Below are 19,546 nucleotides of genomic sequence, written 5' to 3'. Positions count from 1 at the left end.
CACTCCTCTCATTATCCCTTCACATATATGCCGAGGCCCTAGCTTTCATGAATTTGTATCTTGTCCTGTTTAAAATTGGTTATTTTTCTTATTCCGCTCTACACCTCTTCTGCATTATATACAGTATGGATAAGAAAGGAGTGAAGGTTATGTCATTTGAACAAAAAATTGAATCCCTGCATCCTGATATATTCAAGCAATTATCAAGCGAATTCGAGCAGCAGGTTGAAGTTATTGATTGCGAAAGAATCACAATCGATACGTCACATATAACATCAGCCCTTTCTATACAGGCCTTAGTTACAACGATAATGATCCTTACTCCACAGCTGGTAATTGCTGATCAATTCTCTGCTGACGCTGTAGCAAATGAAATCCTTATTCTTGGTAAATCTCAAATAAGAAAAAAAACAGTCATCAAAATTATGAATAGCAGAAATATTAAAGTGACCCTGCTTGCAGACGAGATAATAGCCTTTATACAGATCCTCCTTCAAATATTAAATTCCCTGTTAATGGAACTTGACATTCTTTAATCCTTTCTTTTCATAAAAATAAAAGACTTGAGGTGAGATAAATGTCTGAAAACGAAAAAAACAAAGCTGATCTTGAGGATCTTCCAAAGGCAGATCCGATGACAAAATTACTTGTTAACAATATTTTCTCAAAACATGGGGTTACCAAAGACAAAATGAGAAAAGTGACTGACGAAGAGAAAGAAATGCTAATAGCTTTAGTTAAAGATTTGCAAGCAAAAGCAGATGCACTCAAAGAGAACCACAAAAAGAAAAAAGAAGCAGAGACAGAACAACAAAACAAGGAACCTTTAAACAGAAGAGAACAATTAATCGAACAGCTAAGACAAAGACGCCAGAATAAATCGAATCAATAAAAAAATAGTGATTTTTATCAGGGTATATGCCTCAGTCAAAACACGTACTGCAGTCATTAAATAATAGTAAAAGTAAAGGAGGAAACCACATGGAAAGCAGACCATACTCTTGGGTAGCGCTTGACCCGAATTGTCCACACCCTGCAGAAGAAGAGGAAGAAGCAGTACAGGAAAAACTTTGCGCTCACAAAAAATGTAAAGACGATGACGCTTTTATTGACCAAGATATTGCGCAAGCGAATGTAAACAAACAACTATCCGATGAAACAATCATCATTAGAGATTCCTGTGACATTAATGTAACATCCACTGATGTTCAGGTTGTTGCCTCAGTTCTTACCGCAATTAATAGTGCTGTAGTTGTAGCCTCACTCACTTCAATTGCAGATGGAGTTATTGCAGAACTTGTTGCTCAAGACTTGCTTCAGATTACTCAAAACAAGCAAGTAAACCGCCAAAAACTAGTTATCGAAAATTCACGCGGTGTAAATGTCACAACAGTAGATGCCGATATCGCAGTACTCATTTCCACAGCAATCAATACACTCGTTGCCGTCTTGGCAATCATCCTCATCCTGTAATGCTTAAAAAGCAGAGCCAAAAAGCTCTGCTTTTTTTATTTTCCAAGCATATGATGAATATATAGACGTTCACCCACACCAAGTGGGGCACGGGTACATATGTTGTTAAGGACTAAAGTCAAATACCCTATAAAGAAGGAGCTGAAATCAATGAGCTGCGGAAAAAACCATGGCCGGAATGAAAACTGCGTATGCGATGCAGTCGAGAAGATTTTAGCAGAGCAAGAGGCAGTTGAAGAACAGTGTCCGACTGGCTGCTATACTAACCTTTTAAATCCGATGATTATCGGTAAAGACACGATTCCGTTTCTCTTGTTCGATGAAAAAGGCGGATTGTTCTCCACATTCGGTAACATTGGAGGATTTGTCGATGATTTACAATGCTTTGAGTCTATTTTCTTCCGCGTTGAAAAATTATGCGACTGCTGTGCGACATTGACAATTTTACGGCCTGTCGATGTTAATGGTGAAACGCTGAGTGTCTGCCACCCTTGCGATGAAGACTTTTTCGGGCTTCAAAAGACTGACTTTTGTATCGAAGTGAATCTCGAATGCTTCTGTGCTATTCAATGCCTCTCGCCAGAATTAGTTGACCGTACGCCTCCTAGATAATAGCAAGGGCTTATGCGACAATGATTTGTATCTTTATAAGAATTCCCCTTCCAATCTCTTCTACTGATACGAATCTCAAATGATTCAGCTGCCTTGTGAAAGAGCAGCTGAATCTCAATATTATATAACAGATCATCAAACTCTATAGACAGGAGGGATAATATGAGTCAAAAATCAGTAAACTGCGTATGTGAAGCAATAGAAAATATTGATGAGCTTCAAAATGCAGTTAAAGAGGATTGTCCGACAGGCTGCGATGCAAAACTCCTCTCTCCCAACCATAACTTAGGCGATACTGTGCCCTTTGTTCTATTCACATCAAAATCAAAACCATTTCTCGCTTTCGGAAATATCGGCGGACTGGATAACGGACCATGCTTTAATACGATTTTCTTCAAGGTAGAAAAGGTCAACGGTTGCTGTGCAACGCTCTCCTTACTGATTGCATTTAATGAACAAAGAGAAATTCTGGACTTCGCCGAAAAAGAAACAGTCTGTGAATTATTCAGACTGGAAAAAACACATTACTGCATCGAAGTGGATTTAAATCATTTTTGTGCTATTAAGTGTCTAAACCCACGATTAATTAACCGCAATCTTGGTTAATGAAAAGGGGAAGAGCCGCAATTTGATATCCTTCCCTCTAAACAGACAGATGGTTTAGAGGGAAGTTTTTATATTGTGAAAAAACTCAATAATAATATAGAAGAATAAACAAAAACAGAAATGCAGCATGATGTATAGATGCTCACAAATAAAAAGCCAGGGTCCTTTGGAGTTATGTATACTCAATTGAATAAAATAAGGACTGCCAAATCGACAGTCTGAAAAAAGAAACATACGTTTTGATTATCTCGAAACATGAATCTCTGCCTCGCACCCAATATGACGAAACAGTTCAAAACTTAAATGCGGAAATACACCTCTGTGTCTTCTAAACTGAATGTGATCACAATTAGGAATGCGGTGTCGGTCTAAACAGATTGTTTCCATCGGCTGGTTGTGAAAGTATTGATAGCAGCTACAGTTGTGGTCATCACAGCTTGAGCGCTCGCAAATGTCACATTCAATGCAGTAAACACCGTCACACGGGTTGCAGTCTGGATCAACCCAATGTATTTTATCAATTCGATCAACCAATATTGTTGTCACACGACCATCTTTAGATAACACATCTACAAAATCAATGCCCGCATTACATATAGTCCCTTTCACTGTACTGGTGTTATCATCCGCCTCTTGCTTACGCCGGTTGATTCTTCTCATGTTTGTCCCCCCATCTATTGTCCATTACCCATCTTATCCAGAAGCTCAATTTCAACTAAGCAGCCTTTAAATCGAAATAACTGAAAGTTAAAATTTGATGTTAATCCTGCCAGCCTTAATTGAACTCTGTCGTCACACAAAGGAATACCATGGTTTCTGATTGGTTGATGATTCAGATAATCTATACATGTGCAGTGATGATGTGAGTTTCGCGGGCAGTCGTGTTCACGATGTGAACCGCAATCCTCATCGTGGTGAACATCATCCTGGCAATCATGATGATATTCACAAATACAATCACTATGTTGACAAATTGGGCAAGGACGGCACTCTGAATCACACCAATTAATTTTTTTGATTTGGCTTCTAAGGATAGTCATAACGGTATTATCCGATAACAGGATATCTACAAAATCTGTTCCTACGTTGCAGAGGACTCCTTTTAGCACTTTTTCATTTGATGACATTCTTCTCTTCTTCCTGACATAACTCATATATCATTCTCCTTCTTTCTATTTATTCCTAATGTATGAGTAAAAACCATAAGCGCCAAGGCATATATAATATGTTTCTTAAATTCGCTCTAAAACTTTTAATAAAAACGGTAATTAATAGATTGCTGCTGATACATCAAATTTTCAACTTCATATGATATAGAGATCTTCAGATAGGAGGGAAAAGGATGTATAGAGTAAAATTTGACCGGTTTGATAGAGATAAACATGACCGCTGCTGCAGAGACGATCACCACGACCGTTGTAAAGACCGTCATCATGACAGATGCAGAGACGATCACCACGACCGTTGTAAAGACGATCATCATGACAGATGCAGAGACGATCGTCACGACCGTTGTAAAGACGATCACCATGACCGCTGCAGAGACGACCGTCACGACCGTCGTAAAGACGATCACCATGACTGCAAATGCAAAGACCGTCATCATGACTGCAAATGCAAAGACCGTCATCATGACTGCAAATGCAAAGATCATCATGATTTCCGTCATTGCTGGGTTGTATCATGTCATCATTGTAAGAGACGGTTTTGCAATCGTTGCGGTGGTGGATTTTCCCACTAAACGCATTTAGGAAGTAAATGATGTGCGAATTCGCAACTAAGACGGCTCTCATTTGATGTATGAGACCTGCTTACTACTCTTATTTCATTTTTACAGCCTTTTCTTCTCATCCATTGTAAAAGTGCGAATTCGCGCTTTTTTTATTTCATAAAATAATGAAAACCAACATTTTTATTTCCATTTTTACATATTGAATAGGCGAACCCCTATTGGGTCTTTAACATATATAACCAATAGGTGCGACATAAACAAATTTAGATGGTAATTGGAAGGAGGATAAATGAAGCAATGAAAAGAGCGAGACCTTCAAAAATTTTTGTTCCTGATTTCCCTGATGGTGTAAGTGTTGGAGAGGAATGTGTGAAAACAACAATTGAGGAGGGATATCAGAGGGAACATCCCAAGCGTTCAAAGAGTTCATCCCGTTCAAGGCATGAATCGGTTAGACTTTCATCTTCGGTAAGTGAAATAAGTGATCTCATCCACTCGAATGAAATTTTATCTGAAAATGAAATTTTCTTAGATTTATTGGGTGAAGATATTTTACTCGTGATGCAAGAAGATCAGTTAAATTTATTTGGGCAGACGTTCCGGCCGATTTTCTGCGGGACTATTGATGAGGTAACAAACGGTTTTATTACGTTGAACCCTGTTATTATCAAAATGCCAAATGCTCCTTATAACCGTTTTCCAATACCTTTAACGTTTCCGTTAGAAAGAATTTCACATTTCACACGCTTTGATTGCAGCACACGGATTTCATTAACGTAAAGAACAGGGGGCAGCTTTTCCATGTCATTAAATAAAGTCGATCGTTTATTAAGCATAAATGCCATTCGCAGAGTCATTGTTTGTGAAGCGTTTGAAGAAGGAATCGGAGAAAGAGCGTTTATTCTAACTGCACAATATCCCTTCACCTTTATCGGAGAAATTATAGAAGTCGAAGGGGATTTCATCATACTGGAAGCAGAAACAACAAATGTGATGCAATTAGATGGTCATGTGTTCAGAATTCATATTGATGATATAGCGGTTTTCTTTATTGAAAATAAAGAATTCACCATTCCAGATATTTGCTAATGTCATATAACGATGGAAGGAGGGTACTGACTTTGCTAAGAAAGTACCATGTTGTCGCGATTCCCATACGAATTGTTATGAACAAATATGGCGACCATGATCCAAACGGGATGATGTATGTCTTAAAAGAGAATGAAGAAAAAGTAAAACGATGTGTGGCTGAAAACCCCTTTATGCCCGTTGATTTGGTTGAGCCTTTAACTATTAGAGCAAACGTTGGCGATGAAGTAGAAATTTTATTTGAAAACCAGCTTCCCTTTAACACTTCAATGCATATTCAGAGTGCTGAGTACAATGTTCAAACGTCTGACGGTGCCTTTGTAGGCTGCAATAAAGATTCAACTGCACCTCCCTGTCCACCTGGCGGAATACAGGTTTACCATTGGGAAGTGTTTGAGGAAGGCATCCACATTTTCACAGACTTAGGAAATCCATTATCCAGTGAGTTAGGAAGCAATATCCATGGCCTGTTTGGAAGCCTTATTGTGGAAGCGGCCGGGTCATGGTGGACAGATCCAATTACAGGAGAGCCGATAAACAGCGGGGTATCTGCGGATATTCATCACCCATTTTTGCCCTCTTTTCGTGAATTAGCTTGGTTTTTTCATGATGAAACTGAGGTGAAGAATCTTGCTGGCCAAACACCTATTGGGCCACACACACTCCAGCCGGAAAGCACATTCCCGATTAATTACCGTTCAGAGCCTCATCGAAATAGAGTAAATTTAGTTCATCATGGAGTCGTCTGTCCTGACTGTGACGGTGAAGAGGTGCATCATGATTCGTGGACTTTCGGTGATCCAGATACTCCAATCTTGCGTGCTTATAGAGATGATCCGATAAAAATCAGGCTGATCCATGGAGGAACGAAAGAAACCCATACGTTCCATTGGCATGTTCATCAATGGCAATTTGAAGAAAATGATAAAGACTCTGACATTTTGGATGTTCAAGCAGTGTCGCCGCAAAATTCATATACAATTGCTGTTTTATATGGTTCTGGGAGCTTGCATGGCTCTTTTGGCGATGCCATTATTCATTGTCATTTATATCCGCACTTCACTGAGGGAATGTGGGGATTACACCGAACCTTTAACACCCTTCAAGATGGCAGCCAGTGTTACCCAAACGGGGTTCCCATCGCAGCTCTTCAGCCATTGCCTGATCGGGAACCCCCGCCACGGCCAAATGCAGAGCGTCCGGGTTTTCCTAATTTTATTCCGGGTTCTTTTGGGTGCAAAGCACCGAGGCCTCCACTTGGAATTGAAGGGGGACGCCCTTCTACTGAGTTGGAGGTTAAGCAATTTGATCCGCGTGCTGTTCCGGGTGCCGCCTTTACGAATCCATGCCCTCCGGGCGCTCCTGTCAGGGACTTTGATATTGTGCTCGTTCAAATGCCAATTGTCTATAACAAAGAAGGCTGGCATGACCCCCAAGGACGCTTATACCTTCTTGCTGAGGATGAGGAGGATGTTTTATCAGGACGCAAACCGCCGGAACCGTTAACAATACGTGCAAATGCCGGGGAGTGTGTGAGAATAAGGTTTACCAATAAACTGCCTGAAACGATTGGCGGAGACGCATTTCAGCTTGTCATACGGACGTATGAAGCTGGTCTGCATGTCCATTTCGTTAAATTTGATGCGCTTAGTGCTGATGGTTCAAATGTAGGATGGAATTATGATACAAGTGTATTGCCCGGCCAGACAATCCATTATCAATGGTTTGCAGACGTAGAATTAAAAGCGACATTTTTCCATGATCACTTATTTGCCAATGAACACCAGCAGCATGGGGTATTTGCTTCCGTTCTGGTCGAAGCAAGAGGTTCAACCTTCTTAGATAACAAAACTGGAAAAGAAATCCAATCAGGCACTCAAGCAATGATCATGCATCCGTATATTCCTGATTTTCGTGAGCTCATGCTTCAAGTTCATGACTTTTCTTTGTTATTCGATAAAGATGGTTGTCCGCTTAATCCGCCGCCTTTTCCGAGCTCGCATGACGATCCCGGCGTTATGGGAATTAATTATCGAAATGAGCCTCTTCAGTTCCGCTTAAAACAGCCGGGATGCGACCCTGCGTATGTCTTTAGCTCTTACGTTCACGGTGATCCGGTTACGCCAATTTTATCTACCTATAATGGTGACCCGGTCCGTATTCGTTTGATTCAAGGCGCTCATGAAGAATCGCATAGCTTTAATCTGCACCGAATGAGATGGCATCGGGAACGCGCTGACCTAGACTCAGATATTGTTCAGCAACAGCATATCGGAATAGCTGAAGCCTTTACCTTTGAATTTTTTATGGATGGTAAGGGAGACTTTGATACCCTTTATCATTTTGGGGCTCTTGATGATTTATGGCTTGGATTATGGGGGTTGCTGCGCTCTTATCAAGAATATATACCTGAATTAATGCCGCTGCCTGACCAGCCTTTCCCAAAAGAAAGAACGAAGGAACTCCCCTGCCCTACCGGTGAATTGCCGCCACCAGCTAACTCCCCTGGGCAGCCGTGTGAAACAAATGCGCCTGTGAGAAAGTTTGAAGTGGTGGCGTTACAAGCAGATATTGTGTATAACAAATATGGTGATCATGACCCTCATGGCATTGTTTTTGCCTTAGCTGAAAAGGAGGAAGATATACGTTCTGGGACATGTAACCCAGAGCCGCTGATCCTCAGGGCAAATGTTGGTGATTGTGTTGAGATCACATTACACAACAAGCTTGACCCTGATCAATTTCACAATAAACTTATTCATGAATATCCTGAAGTTCCTGTTGAAGCTCCATTTGCACCGTCTTGCAGAATCTCGATGCATCCGCAATTGGTTGAATATGATGTTTTAGGCTCAGACGGAGCAACAGTCGGTTTTAATCCGGATCAGACCGTTGGGCCAGGGGAGTGTATCACTTATAGGTGGTTTATCGATCAAGATGTGGGAGCCTGCAACCTGTGGGATATGGCTGATCTTCGAAATCATCGTCACCATGGAGCTTTTGGAATGTTAATTACAGAACCTCAAGGCTCGGCCTATTTAGATCCAATCACACGAAAAGAAGTAAACCCAGGGGGACAGGAGGTTATTATTTCCCATCCATTTATCGGGGAATATCGTGAATTTGCCATCATCATGCATGATGGAGCAAGATTGCTTGATGCGAATAATAATCTTATACTCGATCCGCGAGTCGTATTCGCAGATCCGGAGAGCGACGAAATTGAGGATTTTGAAGATCAAGGTTCTCGCGGATTTAATTACCGGAATGAACGTTTCAGCCATCGTCTGGCACAAGATCCAGATGTTCATAAAGTGTTTAGTTCTAAAGTTCACGGCGACCCATCAACACCTATATTTTATGCTTATCCCGATGATCCAATAAAAGTACGCTTTATTTTACCGGCAGACCGGGCAAGAGCTCATACCTTCTTAATTCATGGCCACAAATGGCAAAGAAGCAGAAACGATTTGAATTCAGAGGTTGTATCAATGAAAGGGCAAAATATAGCCGGTTCGCAAGACACATTCGAACTGATTAATGGAGCAGGCGGTCACTACGGGACCCCAGGAGACTATATGTATAGATCCGGAAATATTCGTTGGGACATTGAACTGGGATTATGGGGGATTATTCGTGTATTAGATGAAATAAAACCAGATCTACTTGCTCCGTTAAAAACAGCGGATGGAGGCATTGACAATGAATAAGAGCAGCCATTCTTTCGAACATGATTGTCCGGATCCGTTGCTTCACCCTTTTCGGTATCGGTTCCGTTGTCCTGAATGTGTATCTGCAGATGAAGCGGAAGGTTTTTTTTGTTCCCCGTTTCAATGTCAGGAACAAATACCGCAGCCCAGATTCCCATCTCCAACTAGCATATTGCCACATGAAGAACTTGAAGAGCTTCGGGCCTGTATTGAAGAGGTTAACGAACTGCTGAGAACAGTAGGAAATAGGCCGGAACCAGATCAAACCAGAGCATTGCAGCAAAAAATGCAAACACTTCGAAACCAATATGTAAAAGTAGAGATGATATGCGGAGATGAAATAGACATAGTGACTGCTGGTTTTGTTGATTCAGGGCTAGATTTCATTATTTTAGATGATTTTGAGGAGAATATCCTTATCCCTTTTAATAGAATTCGGTTTGTTCAGCACACTAATGATCACGGCAGCCACATGGGGCACGTTCAGGAGTTAATTGATATTGACACTTGCTTGAGACGTGAAATCATCTTACATTTTGGGGAGATCGTCTCAAAAAGCCCATATTTAATCAATTTATTTTTCGGACTTAAGCTGAATCTGTTTTTAGAGAGTTTTATAGGCTGTAAGATTGTAGTGAAATTAGCAGAAGGTGATTCAGGCCAAATCATCCTTATGGATGGCACTTTACAATGTGTAGAGGATGATTCAATTCAAATCAACACCAAAAAAGATATCGTTGAACTTCATTTAAATGACATTTGTTTCATAAAGGTATAATGATTAGTAAAGATATCTTAACTCAAACAGGAAAAGTGGGTTTCAAGAAAGATACGCTTTTCCTGTTTGTTCTTTTATTCCCTCTAATAACTTAATAGAACAAGGTTGTCCTAAATATTCTCGATCGAAAACAGTCACTTTTTATCAAATTGAACCTTGTATGTGATGTTTGATGACGCAAGTCAAAAAAATCAGTGTGTTTCGGAAGAGCTTACCGAAACACACTGATACATGAGTATTAAATCTGTCTGCCAGGTTTGCTGGCTTCCTATAAAAGGTTCGCCAATAACGAGCCTCCGCAGCGTATCAACTTATTAAAACCCTAATGGATGCAAGGACGTAATATCATCTATCAACAACTCAGTTGGGGCGCCATTTCCTGTAGTCCGAACTAGGACAGAATTGTTTCTACGACCAACAATCACCCCTCTATAAGTTTTGCCCTTAGCCTCTATTAGGCACAAAGCTCTTGGCATATTATGCGGAAGCTTTGTTAAAAAATCGATTTTTTCATGGATGGACATCTTACTCATTGGCTTTTTTATCCGTTTATGCGAAACAGCTTTTTCATCGGCTTTTATATTGTGTACAGCTTCCGGTTGCTTTTCTGGATGCTCAGCTTTAGTTTCAGGTCCTTTGATATTTTTTTCATCACCTTTAATTAGACTGTCAGCTCCATTAGATTCAGAACGTTCGCTTTTATGTGAGGATTCTTGATTATTAGTTTCCGAATTTTCTTTATGATGTGAATGATCATTCATATTATTCGAGGTTTGCGGTTTATCCTCTTGCTTTTTTGTTAATTCTTGTATTCGTTTATCCTCCTTACCGACAGATCTACGCTGTTTTCCCTCCGAAATCTTCATTAGGTGTTCCTTTTGCTTTTCTATTGCGTTCAAAAGCTGCTCTTGTTGATTGACCGTTTTATCCGGCAATTGACGTGCTTTTTGAACGGTTTCTGCTTCTTTCTCTTTTGTGTCATTTTCTGCATCTGTTAATGATTGTTCTGGTTCTGATTCTGATTCTGGTTTTGCTGGTGCAAACCTGTTTTTCTTTTTAATAACAATCTCCTGCATGGATGAGCGTGTTTCTGCATAATCCGGCTGAACAATATACATGAGCGGTTTTTTATCCGCGTTTCGTTTCTTATTAGACATCTTCATCCCTCCGATTGTGTCATATTCTATCTATATGACAGAAAGCTGAAAATCAGAAGAAATAAAAAAGCAATCCCTGTTCGGGATTGCCTTACATAGATCCTGCTTAGCGGGCAGTGATATGGAAACCTGAATCAACGTGAAGATTTTCACCTGTAATGCCTCGGGACATATCGCTGAATAAGAACGCAGCTGTATCGCCCACTTCTTCAGGTGTTGTCGTGCGGCGAAGCGGCGCACGCTCTTCGATGTCTTTTAAGATAGAGTTGAAATCGCTGATGCCTTTAGCAGATAATGTTCTGATTGGACCTGCAGAAATGCTGTTAACGCGGATATTTTCTTTTCCTAAGTCAGCAGCTAAGTATTTCACACTTGCATCAAGAGAAGCTTTCGCTACACCCATGACGTTGTAGTTCGGCATCACAAGTTCTCCGCCAAGGTAAGTCAAAGTGACAACGCTTCCGCCTTCAGTCATCATTGGACGTGCCGCTTTCACAACTGCTGTCAGAGAGTATGAGCTGATGTTATGAGCTAAAAGGAAACCGTCACGATTTGTGTTTAAGTATTCGCCGACGAGCTCTTCTTTGTTGGCAAATGCGATACAGTGCGCGATACCGTGGATCACACCGACCTGCTCTTTAATGCTTGCGAAGCAAGTTTCGATTTCCGCATCGTTTGTTACGTCGCAAGGAATGATAATGGAATCATCGCGTTCTAACGTTCCGGCAAGCTCATGAACAGATTTCTCAAGGCGTTCACCTGCGTATGTGAAAATCAAACGTGCGCCTGCTTCATGTAAAGAGCGCGCAATTCCCCACGCGATACTGCGTTTGTTGGCTACCCCCATCACAACAATGTTGCGGCCTTCAAGTGAAAAATTCATATGTATAAAGCCTCCTATATTTAATAAAGACATAGTATTAGTACCTGATCTTAATTCCTATCATAACATAACCTTGTCCAGATGAAAAGCGCATACGATAGACAACGCGAAAGAGATCACCATCAAACTGGTGATCTCATCGGCTTGTTTTTAAGCTGTTTCGTTTAAAGGCGAAATGGTTTGTCGGCCCGTGGCCCGATCCGATGCCGAGCGTATTTTCCACCGCTTCGCGGACAAAGTTGGCCGCAACCTCGAACGCCTGATGAATGCTGTCTCCTTTAGCGGTTTGAGCTGTTAAAGCCGCAGCAAAAGTACAGCCTGTGCCATGGGTATGCTCCGTATCGATATAAGGATGGCTGATTTCCATAAACATGTTTCCATCAAAAAGAAGGTCAGTAATGTGATTATCCTCAGGCTGGTGGCCGCCTTTGATAATCACATGCTGCGCTCCCATCTTTACGAGCTGCTCCGCTGCTTTTTTTCGGTCATCCAGCGAGCGGATTGTCATTCCTGTCAGCGTTTCTGCTTCCGGAACATTCGGCGTAATCACGTAGCTCCTCGGAATGAGCAGCTTTTTTAAGGTAGCAACTGACTCATCGTGCAGCAAGGATGCACCGCCCTTTGCGATCATAACCGGATCAACAATCACACGGTTAAACCCGTACTGGTCAATTTTTCTGGCCACTTCTTCAATCATTTCGGCATTCCAGAGCATTCCCGTTTTTACGGCATCCGGTCTCAAATCCTCGGCAATAGCGTCAATTTGCTGTCTAAGCGCTTCTACAGTCAGCGGATACACCCCATGGACGCCAAGCGTATTTTGGGCGGTTACCGCCGTAATCGCAGACATTCCGAAAACATCAAGCTCTTGAAAGGTTTTAATATCGGCCTGTATCCCTGCGCCGCCGCCTGAATCAGAGCCGGCGATTGTCAATGCTTTATATATACTCATTACATTACACTCCTTTTATGACCCAATCCATTTATGATAAATAGATTTTGCCCGGGCAATATCATTCGTTCCATGGATTAAAGCTCTGCCGTCCCGGAACAGCACCATTTTCATATCAGCCGAGCGGCAGGAAATTAAGTACGGGTTCGCGGCTACTTCAAGCCCTGCTTGCTTCAACTGACCAGCAAGCCCTTCAAGATCCGCTTCTTTTGTAAAGGAGGATCTGATTTGCACCGTGTTCCTGCCGCACAATACAGCCGCTTTTGTTTGGTTTTCATATGACAAAAACGGAAAATCCATTGTGCCGCAGCTTGGGCATGCGTCATGTTTGAGACCCGCCGCTCTCACCTCTGACCGTTCGTTTTTCCACAAGTCAAAGGAGCGCAGCACTGGCTCACATTCCTCTCCCGTCAGCAGCTTCAGCGCGTCTGTCACCTGTAAGACCGCTACCTGCAAAACAGCCGGACTGATGATACCCGCTGTGTCACATGTCGCTCCGCCAATCGGAAGTGTATCGAGCAAACAATGCAGACAGGGGGTTGATCCCGGCACTACGGTAAAGGTGAGGCCGTAGCTCCCTACACAGGCACCGTAGAGAAAAGGAATCCCTTCTTTGACCGCAGCATCATTAACGATCAGGCGGGTTTCAAAATTATCAGCCGCATCCACAATGATCGAAGCGCCTTTAATCAGCTCGAAGATATTTTCCGCTGTCACATCCATAACAAGGCCAGTCACATCGACATCGCTGTTAACCGAACGGAGACGATGCTCAGCAGCGGCCGCTTTCGGCATTTCTTTTTTGACATCATCTTCTGTATACAGCTGCTGGCGCTGCAGGTTGCTCCATTCAACGTAATCTCTATCAGCAATTTTCACAGAGCCGACTCCCGCTCTGACCAGCATTTCAGCACTCGCTGTTCCAAGCGCGCCGGCGCCGATGATCACGGCGCGCGCTTCTTTCAATTTCTTCTGGCCAGCTGGGCCGATCGGAGCAAACAGCTCCTGTCTGGAATACCTGTCCGTCATACAGGAAGACCTTCTCCCGGACTGCTTGCCGTTCCGTATTGCTTAAGCGGAATGCGCCCCGCCTCATAAGAAAGGCGCCCTGCTTCCACCGCGAGCTTCATGGCATGCGCCATTTTTACAGGATCATTCGCGCCTGATACAGCCGTATTGAGAAGTACGCCGTCCGCTCCAAGCTCCATTGCATATGCCGCATCTTTTGGCGATCCTATGCCAGCATCCACAATGACCGGCACTTTCGCCTGTTCAATAATAAATGACAGATTTAAAGGATTTAAAATTCCTTGCCCCGATCCAATCGGAGATGCACCCGGCATGATGGCATGAACGCCAAGCTCTTCCAGCTTTCTTGCCAGCACAACATCATCCGATGTGTACGGGAGCACAATAAATCCTTCTTCAAGAAGCTGTTCAGACGCTTTTAATGTCTCAACAGGATCAGGCAACAGGGAACGGCTGCATCCGATGACTTCAACTTTAATCATGTCACAAAGGCCAGATGCTTTCGCCAGCCTTGCAATCCGGACCGCTTCTTCAGCGGTGCTGGCGCCCGCTGTATTCGGCAGAAGTGTATATTTGGATAAATCAAGCTGTTCCAGAAAATTAGGCTGAGACGCTTCAAAAATGTTCATTCTCCGCACAGCAAATGTTAAAATATCAGACTCAGAAACAGCCACTGCTTCCTTTTGAATTTCAAACGATGGGTATTTCCCCGTGCCAAGCAGCAATCTTGATTGAAATGATTTCCCGCCTATTGTTAACATGCTCATCCGCCTCCTACAAAATGGACAATTTCGATGACATCGCGATCACAAAGCTCTACCTCGTGATAATGTTCTTTATTGATAATTTCTTTATTTTTTTCAACAATAACGATTTTATTTTCAAGCTGATAAGACGCCAGCAGGTCTTGAATTGTACCTGTGTCTTTCTCCCACTTCACTTCTTTACCGTTCAGCTGTAGCATCATATCTGAACCGCCTCCTTGCGATCAATTCGGAATGCGTGCAGCCAGTCTTGATTGACCTCTTTATTCATGATGAGATCACCAATCAAAGCGCCCGTTGCAGGAGCAAGCAGAATCCCATTTCTGAAATGGCCTGCCGCGAATAAAATACGGCTGTCCTCAGGGTGTCTGCCGATGTACGGTTTCCCATCCTTTGTTCCCGGCCGCAGTCCCGCCCAAAAACGATCCACCTTCATATTCTGAATGGCAGGCAGCATCGTTTTTGCTTTTTTCATAACTGATTCCAGTCCGCCAAGATCCGGTGTTTCACTCCAGTCACCCGGCTTCATCGTCGCGCCGACAACCAGCCTGCCGCTTTTTCTCGGTACGATATAGCAATGGTCATGGTAAAGTGTTTTTGTCAGCGGTATCTCATCATTCCAAACAGACAGGCACTCCCCTTTTACAGGGAAAAATGAATTGTTCAGCCCGAGCTGTTTAAAAAACCTTCCGCTCCACACCCCGCTGGCGACAACGACATGATCTGCCCATACATTGCCATTCGGCGTCTCAATGGACAGCGCTTCACCGTCACGTTCGATTTGCAGGACAGGAGTATGCTCAAAAATCTCCGCCCCAAGCGCTTTTGCTGCTTTCGCATATGCCTTACAAACAAAATAAGGCTCAACATGCACATCATCCTGAATAAAGGCTGCCCCGAAAATGTCAGCAGACGCATACGGCTCATTTTCTAAAACCTCTTCTTTTGTATGCCAGCTGACAGAATCCAAGTCGTCCATTTTCCTCAGCCGCAGCATATCTTCTTCAGAAAACGCAAGCTTAAACATACCGCCGTTATGCTGTCTGATATCAATACCGGATAATGCGTAAAGCTCTTCTCCAAGACCTTTGTACAGACGCTGGCTGTGCATGGCAAAGTCAAAAAACGCGTCTCGCTCCTCGCACTCGGCATGGGCGCCCAGCATTCCGGCAGCGGCACTTGTTGTTCTGTCGCCCATTATGCCACTTTCAAACAGTGCGATGTTTTTGTTTACCTTTGCTACATGATAAGCAATCGCGGAACCGATAATTCCGCCTCCAATGACAACTGCTTCATAATGCCTTTTCATAGCGCATCTCCTTTAGCTTGCGGGAATATCGTCTGGCAGCTTCCAAAGGGTCCGCGGAAGAAAAAATTCCCGACATGACTGCAATACCTTCTGCTCCTGCACGCTTTACGTCTCTTAATCTGTCCGGCGTCATTCCGCCGATCGCAATAACCGGGATGGAAATCCGCTGTTTGATATCTGACAGCAATGAAACACCTCTGCCTTCAAGGCCCTTTTTACAATCCGTTTCAAACACATGGCCGAACAACACGTAGTCAGCGTCTTCCTTTTCTGCTTGAACCGCTTCCTCAAGTGAATGCACCGATCGGCCGATATGAAGGTGAGGAAATCTGGCTCTGACCTGCTTCGGCGAAAAGCTTCTGCTCGGCAGCTGCACACGATGAATCGTAGAAAAAAGCGCAATATCCACCCGCCCATTCATGACCAGCTTTCGTTTATCAACACCGCCTTCAGAAATAAGCCCGAGCAGTTTCAAAATGTCGGCTGCCGATTTTGACCGTTCCCGAATGTGTATAAAATCAACTTCATTACGAATAGCTATGATTGCTCTGGCTAACTCTTCAACCGGCTTGCAGTCATCAGTTATGGCGTGAAGCTCCAAATTCCTCCACCTCTTTTATGCCGCGGTCGGACCAGCCTTCTTTTCGGTAGGCCATTCCCCAAAATTGATATTCATAGAAGCTGGAAATAACAAAATTCTCTTTCATCTTGGCGCGCACTTCATCTGTGCTGTTTTCCGCCAGCTCATCAAACCGATTGATTTGCTCTTCGACCTGCTGTCTGAACCAGTCACCGCCGTATGTGCCGATCCACTTCTGATAAATCGGATGCCCCGGATCACAATGCAGCAATTTCTCCCCAACTTCGTAATAAAGCCAGTAGCATGGCAGCAGGGCCGCTAAGATCTCAGCAAAATTCCCGCTCAAAACCGAACGGTACATATGGGATGTATAAGAGTATGCCGTAGGAGACGGCTTAAACGCCTTACGCTCTTCCTCACTGATTTCCAACAGCTCCGCAAACTCGCGATGAAGCGCCATTTCCGCCTCATATGTACCTTGAGCGTGGCTTGCCATCCGTCCCGTTGTATAAAGGTCCTTCGCATAAGCGGCGCCAAATGATTGCACCTTCGCAAAATGCGTTAAATAATAAGAATCCTGAAGCACGTAGTATTTAAAACGATCAATTGGAAGCGTTCCGTCACCGATTCCCTGAACGAACGGATGGACAAAGCTCCCCTCCCACCATTCTGCGGCTGCACTGCGGCATTCTTCTGAAAACTTCACACGTCATTCCCCCTGTCTGATAAATAAAAAAACCACTTTCCCGCAAGGAAAAGTGGTTTGGAATTGGCATAGTTAAATAACACAAATACCGCTCCACTTCCCTACGCAGGTCTGAACCTGTTCAAGTTATGAGGGTCTAAAAGTCACACTTTTATCTCAGCCCTTATGAAGGACACCCCTAGTGGTAATACGAATACATATTGAATTGTTCTGCACCTCTATATTAACACGAATCCCTATTTGGTCAAGGTTTATCCTTCTAATGTTTTCTTAAGCTCCGTTACGTACCCGCGAGATCCGGTAACAATTAAGCGGTCTCCCAGTTTCAGCCTTGTGTCCCCATGAGGAACGATGCTATCAACACCTCTGAAAATCCTGACAAAGATGACGTCGCCTGTTAAAGGGAATTCCCGCAAAATCACACCGTCGTAAGTGCTATTATCCATATTAATTTGATACAGGGAAGACTCCTGGTTCGTGAGAAGCCTCATGACTCCGGGCGCTTCTATCAGTGCGCGAAGCAGTGTTTTTGTTGACAGCAGAATAGAAAAGATGCTGATTCCCTGCTCCTTCAGAGCTGCTTCATTTTCCGGTGATCCTACACTGGCAATGACTCTCTCTGTGCCTTTTTCTTTTGCAAGTAATGCAATGTCCGCATTCATGTCTTCATTCCCTGTCGCCACAACGAGGATATCCGTATCAAAAATGCCGAGTGATTCAAGCGTCTCGTGTTCATAGTCAGAAATCGTTTCGATAGTAAATACTGATTCTGAAAGCTTTTCCTCCGCATTCTCTTGGTAGACGTGTACAACACGCACATCATACTCTTCCTCCGGCAGTTCAAGAGTAACAGGTAATGTCATTTGGTTTGCACCGATAAACGTAATCGTCTTTTTCTCCTCCGGCTGCTCCTCCCGTTTGTACAACTTTTTAAAGAAGACCGGCGAAAAAATACTTGCAATGACGGCTACTAACGTCAGTGCTCCTGACATATTTGCGCTGATCACGTGAAGCTGCTCGCCGATTGTCGCAGCGGCAATCACGAGCGAAAGCGTTGATGTCAGCAGGAAACCAGATGCCAAAACGGTTCGGTTATCATACCACTTCCTCAAGTACAAAACAGGAAGGATTTTGCTTACTAACAGCGCCAGAAGCAGAAGTGGAATCATGATTAATATTTTCGGATCTTGGAAAAGGGTCCATATATCCAGCTTCACACCGACCATCACAAAGAAAATCGGAATTAAGAACCCGTAGCCGAATGAATCCAGCTGCTGAACAAGTTCTTTGTTTGGCGAAAGAAGGGAAACAAGAACCCCTGCTAAGAAAGCGCCGAGAATATTTTCTGCCCCAAGTGATTCAGACAGGGCAACAAGTACGATAATTAACGTAAAAATCGCGCGCGTTCCGATCTGGATCGTCCCTTTTGACATGGTTTGAACAAAAGAGCGATGTTTGAAGACACGGCCGAAAAAGTAAAGCACCACTCCGGCTGCAAACAGGATCATCAGGAGCCACATGTTTCCGCTGTCCTCTCCGTATAAAGAAGAAAAAACAGCAAGAAGAATCATCGTAGCCAAATCAGCAATAACAGCAACGAGCAAAATAATCTGCCCGATATTTGAATTCATGATCCGTTCTTCTTTTAATGTTGGTACGACAACGCCTAATGAAATCGTTGAAATAATAAGCGTCATTAAAAATGCATTTTCGATAAATCCTGCCAAGACGAACCCATAGGACAGCAGTAATGATAAAATAAAAATACCGCCAAAGATAATAGATGCCGCAGCAAACGTATTAGGCGCTTCTTTGCCGTTCGGCATAAGCTGCTTTTTCTTTCCTTTCTCAAACGATGAAAAATCAATTTCAAGCCCGCTTAAAAACATTAAAAAGATAAATCCGAGCATAGAAAGCGTCTGGAGCCATGTGTCACCCTCCACAACTAAATTAAGGCCGCTTTTTCCTATGATCAATCCCATAATGATTTCAGCAACAACAACCGGGATGCTGAGTTTAAACCGATGCAAAAGGATGGGTGTCAAAAATGCAACGATAAGTACAACAACTAAAGATGCGACAGATGTATGCGCCATAATTAGAACCTCCTTTTTAGATCAGGGTTATACCAGTTCTTAATCAAAGAACAAAACCTCAAATTTTAAA

The 19,546-nt window shown here is 43.1% G+C and carries 21 protein-coding genes and 1 riboswitch; of the genes, 9 read left to right on the top strand and 12 right to left on the bottom strand.

Features of this window, described 5'->3' with window-relative positions; genetic code table 11:
• Positions 1-149 precede the first annotated feature (149 nt).
• The 5 genes from MOF34_RS04325 (at position 150) to MOF34_RS04305 (ending at position 2,691) form a co-directional block, all read left to right on the top strand.
• Positions 150-536 (top strand): spore coat protein, encoded by a 387-nt coding sequence (locus MOF34_RS04325; RefSeq protein WP_268398717.1) that lies wholly within the window; start codon positions 150-152, stop codon positions 534-536.
• A gap of 41 nt (positions 537-577) precedes the next feature.
• Positions 578-892, top strand: a complete 315-nt coding sequence (locus tag MOF34_RS04320; protein ID WP_268398715.1) for a spore coat protein — start codon at positions 578-580, stop codon at positions 890-892.
• An 89-nt stretch (positions 893-981) separates the two neighbouring features.
• On the top strand, positions 982-1,473 hold the full coding sequence (locus MOF34_RS04315; protein ID WP_019714002.1) for a spore coat protein: 492 nt from the start codon (positions 982-984) through the stop codon (positions 1,471-1,473).
• 150 nt (positions 1,474-1,623) lie between these two features.
• On the top strand, positions 1,624-2,085 hold the full coding sequence (cotY, locus tag MOF34_RS04310; RefSeq protein WP_019714001.1) for a spore coat protein CotY: 462 nt from the start codon (positions 1,624-1,626) through the stop codon (positions 2,083-2,085).
• Between the two features lie 162 nt (positions 2,086-2,247).
• Entirely contained in the window at positions 2,248-2,691 is a 444-nt protein-coding gene (locus MOF34_RS04305) for a CotY/CotZ family spore coat protein (protein ID WP_268398712.1), read from the top strand.
• A 674-nt stretch (positions 2,692-3,365) separates the two neighbouring features.
• Here the strand turns inward: MOF34_RS04305 and MOF34_RS04300 are convergent.
• Together MOF34_RS04300 and MOF34_RS04295 are read right to left on the bottom strand one after the other, a co-directional pair.
• Positions 3,366-3,845: a hypothetical protein gene (locus tag MOF34_RS04300; RefSeq protein ID WP_268398710.1), complete on the bottom strand. Its 480-nt coding sequence runs from the start codon at positions 3,843-3,845 to the stop codon at positions 3,366-3,368.
• Positions 3,846-3,943: 98 nt separating this feature from the next.
• Complete coding sequence (locus MOF34_RS04295; RefSeq protein WP_268398709.1) at positions 3,944-4,360, bottom strand: hypothetical protein; 417 nt, start codon at positions 4,358-4,360, stop codon at positions 3,944-3,946.
• A 360-nt stretch (positions 4,361-4,720) separates the two neighbouring features.
• Between MOF34_RS04295 and MOF34_RS04290 the strand changes: the two genes are divergently transcribed.
• The 4 genes from MOF34_RS04290 to MOF34_RS04275 are packed head-to-tail and all read left to right on the top strand — an operon-like array spanning position 4,721 to position 10,000.
• Complete coding sequence (locus MOF34_RS04290; RefSeq protein WP_019713997.1) at positions 4,721-5,203, top strand: hypothetical protein; 483 nt, start codon at positions 4,721-4,723, stop codon at positions 5,201-5,203.
• A gap of 21 nt (positions 5,204-5,224) precedes the next feature.
• Entirely contained in the window at positions 5,225-5,512 is a 288-nt protein-coding gene (locus MOF34_RS04285; protein ID WP_019713996.1) for a hypothetical protein, read from the top strand.
• 32 nt (positions 5,513-5,544) lie between these two features.
• Positions 5,545-9,222 (top strand): multicopper oxidase domain-containing protein, encoded by a 3,678-nt coding sequence (locus MOF34_RS04280; protein ID WP_268398707.1) that lies wholly within the window; start codon positions 5,545-5,547, stop codon positions 9,220-9,222.
• The gene (locus MOF34_RS04275; RefSeq protein ID WP_019713994.1) at positions 9,215-10,000 is read left to right on the top strand and encodes a hypothetical protein; all 786 of its coding nucleotides are present in this window, start codon (positions 9,215-9,217) and stop codon (positions 9,998-10,000) included. The genes MOF34_RS04280 and MOF34_RS04275 overlap by 8 nt, the downstream gene beginning before the upstream one ends.
• 314 nt (positions 10,001-10,314) lie before the next feature.
• Here the strand turns inward: MOF34_RS04275 and MOF34_RS04270 are convergent, their stop codons facing one another.
• From MOF34_RS04270 to MOF34_RS04225, 10 genes are all read right to left on the bottom strand, one after another.
• Positions 10,315-11,163 (bottom strand): CotO family spore coat protein, encoded by an 849-nt coding sequence (locus tag MOF34_RS04270; RefSeq protein ID WP_419901021.1) that lies wholly within the window; start codon positions 11,161-11,163, stop codon positions 10,315-10,317.
• Between the two features lie 100 nt (positions 11,164-11,263).
• Positions 11,264-12,040, bottom strand: coding sequence for an enoyl-ACP reductase FabI (gene fabI, locus MOF34_RS04265; protein ID WP_268398702.1), 777 nt, complete (start codon positions 12,038-12,040; stop codon positions 11,264-11,266).
• A 136-nt stretch (positions 12,041-12,176) separates the two neighbouring features.
• Entirely contained in the window at positions 12,177-12,992 is an 816-nt protein-coding gene (thiD, locus tag MOF34_RS04260; RefSeq protein WP_268398700.1) for a bifunctional hydroxymethylpyrimidine kinase/phosphomethylpyrimidine kinase, read from the bottom strand.
• Between the two features lie 15 nt (positions 12,993-13,007).
• On the bottom strand, positions 13,008-14,021 hold the full coding sequence (gene thiF, locus MOF34_RS04255) for a thiazole biosynthesis adenylyltransferase ThiF (protein WP_268398698.1): 1,014 nt from the start codon (positions 14,019-14,021) through the stop codon (positions 13,008-13,010).
• Positions 14,018-14,788, bottom strand: a complete 771-nt coding sequence (gene thiG / locus MOF34_RS04250) for a thiazole synthase (RefSeq protein WP_268398697.1) — start codon at positions 14,786-14,788, stop codon at positions 14,018-14,020. Before thiG ends, thiF begins: the two co-directional genes overlap by 4 nt.
• Positions 14,785-14,985: a sulfur carrier protein ThiS gene (gene thiS / locus MOF34_RS04245; RefSeq protein WP_080010299.1), complete on the bottom strand. Its 201-nt coding sequence runs from the start codon at positions 14,983-14,985 to the stop codon at positions 14,785-14,787. The genes thiG and thiS overlap by 4 nt, the downstream gene beginning before the upstream one ends.
• Entirely contained in the window at positions 14,985-16,094 is a 1,110-nt protein-coding gene (gene thiO, locus MOF34_RS04240; protein WP_268398695.1) for a glycine oxidase ThiO, read from the bottom strand. Before thiO ends, thiS begins: the two co-directional genes overlap by 1 nt.
• Positions 16,078-16,695 carry a thiazole tautomerase TenI gene (gene tenI, locus MOF34_RS04235; RefSeq protein WP_268398693.1) on the bottom strand — a complete coding sequence of 206 codons (618 nt, stop codon included), beginning with the start codon at positions 16,693-16,695 and terminating at the stop codon, positions 16,078-16,080. The genes thiO and tenI overlap by 17 nt, the downstream gene beginning before the upstream one ends.
• Positions 16,673-17,380: a thiaminase II gene (tenA, locus tag MOF34_RS04230; RefSeq protein WP_019713986.1), complete on the bottom strand. Its 708-nt coding sequence runs from the start codon at positions 17,378-17,380 to the stop codon at positions 16,673-16,675. The genes tenI and tenA overlap by 23 nt, the downstream gene beginning before the upstream one ends.
• Before the next feature lie 81 nt (positions 17,381-17,461).
• Positions 17,462-17,570: riboswitch (TPP riboswitch) on the bottom strand.
• Positions 17,571-17,631: 61 nt separating this feature from the next.
• A complete protein-coding gene (locus MOF34_RS04225; protein WP_019713985.1) occupies positions 17,632-19,476 on the bottom strand; it encodes a monovalent cation:proton antiporter family protein in 1,845 nt (614 codons plus the stop codon).
• Between the last annotated feature and the right edge of the window lie 70 nt (positions 19,477-19,546).

This window comes from Bacillus sp. T17B1, assembly GCF_026796395.1.
Taxonomy (GTDB): Bacteria; Bacillota; Bacilli; order Bacillales; family Bacillaceae; genus Bacillus; species Bacillus spizizenii_A.
The sequence above is the reverse complement of the archived record's forward strand: the minus strand, read 5'-3'. Positions and strand labels throughout refer to the sequence as shown.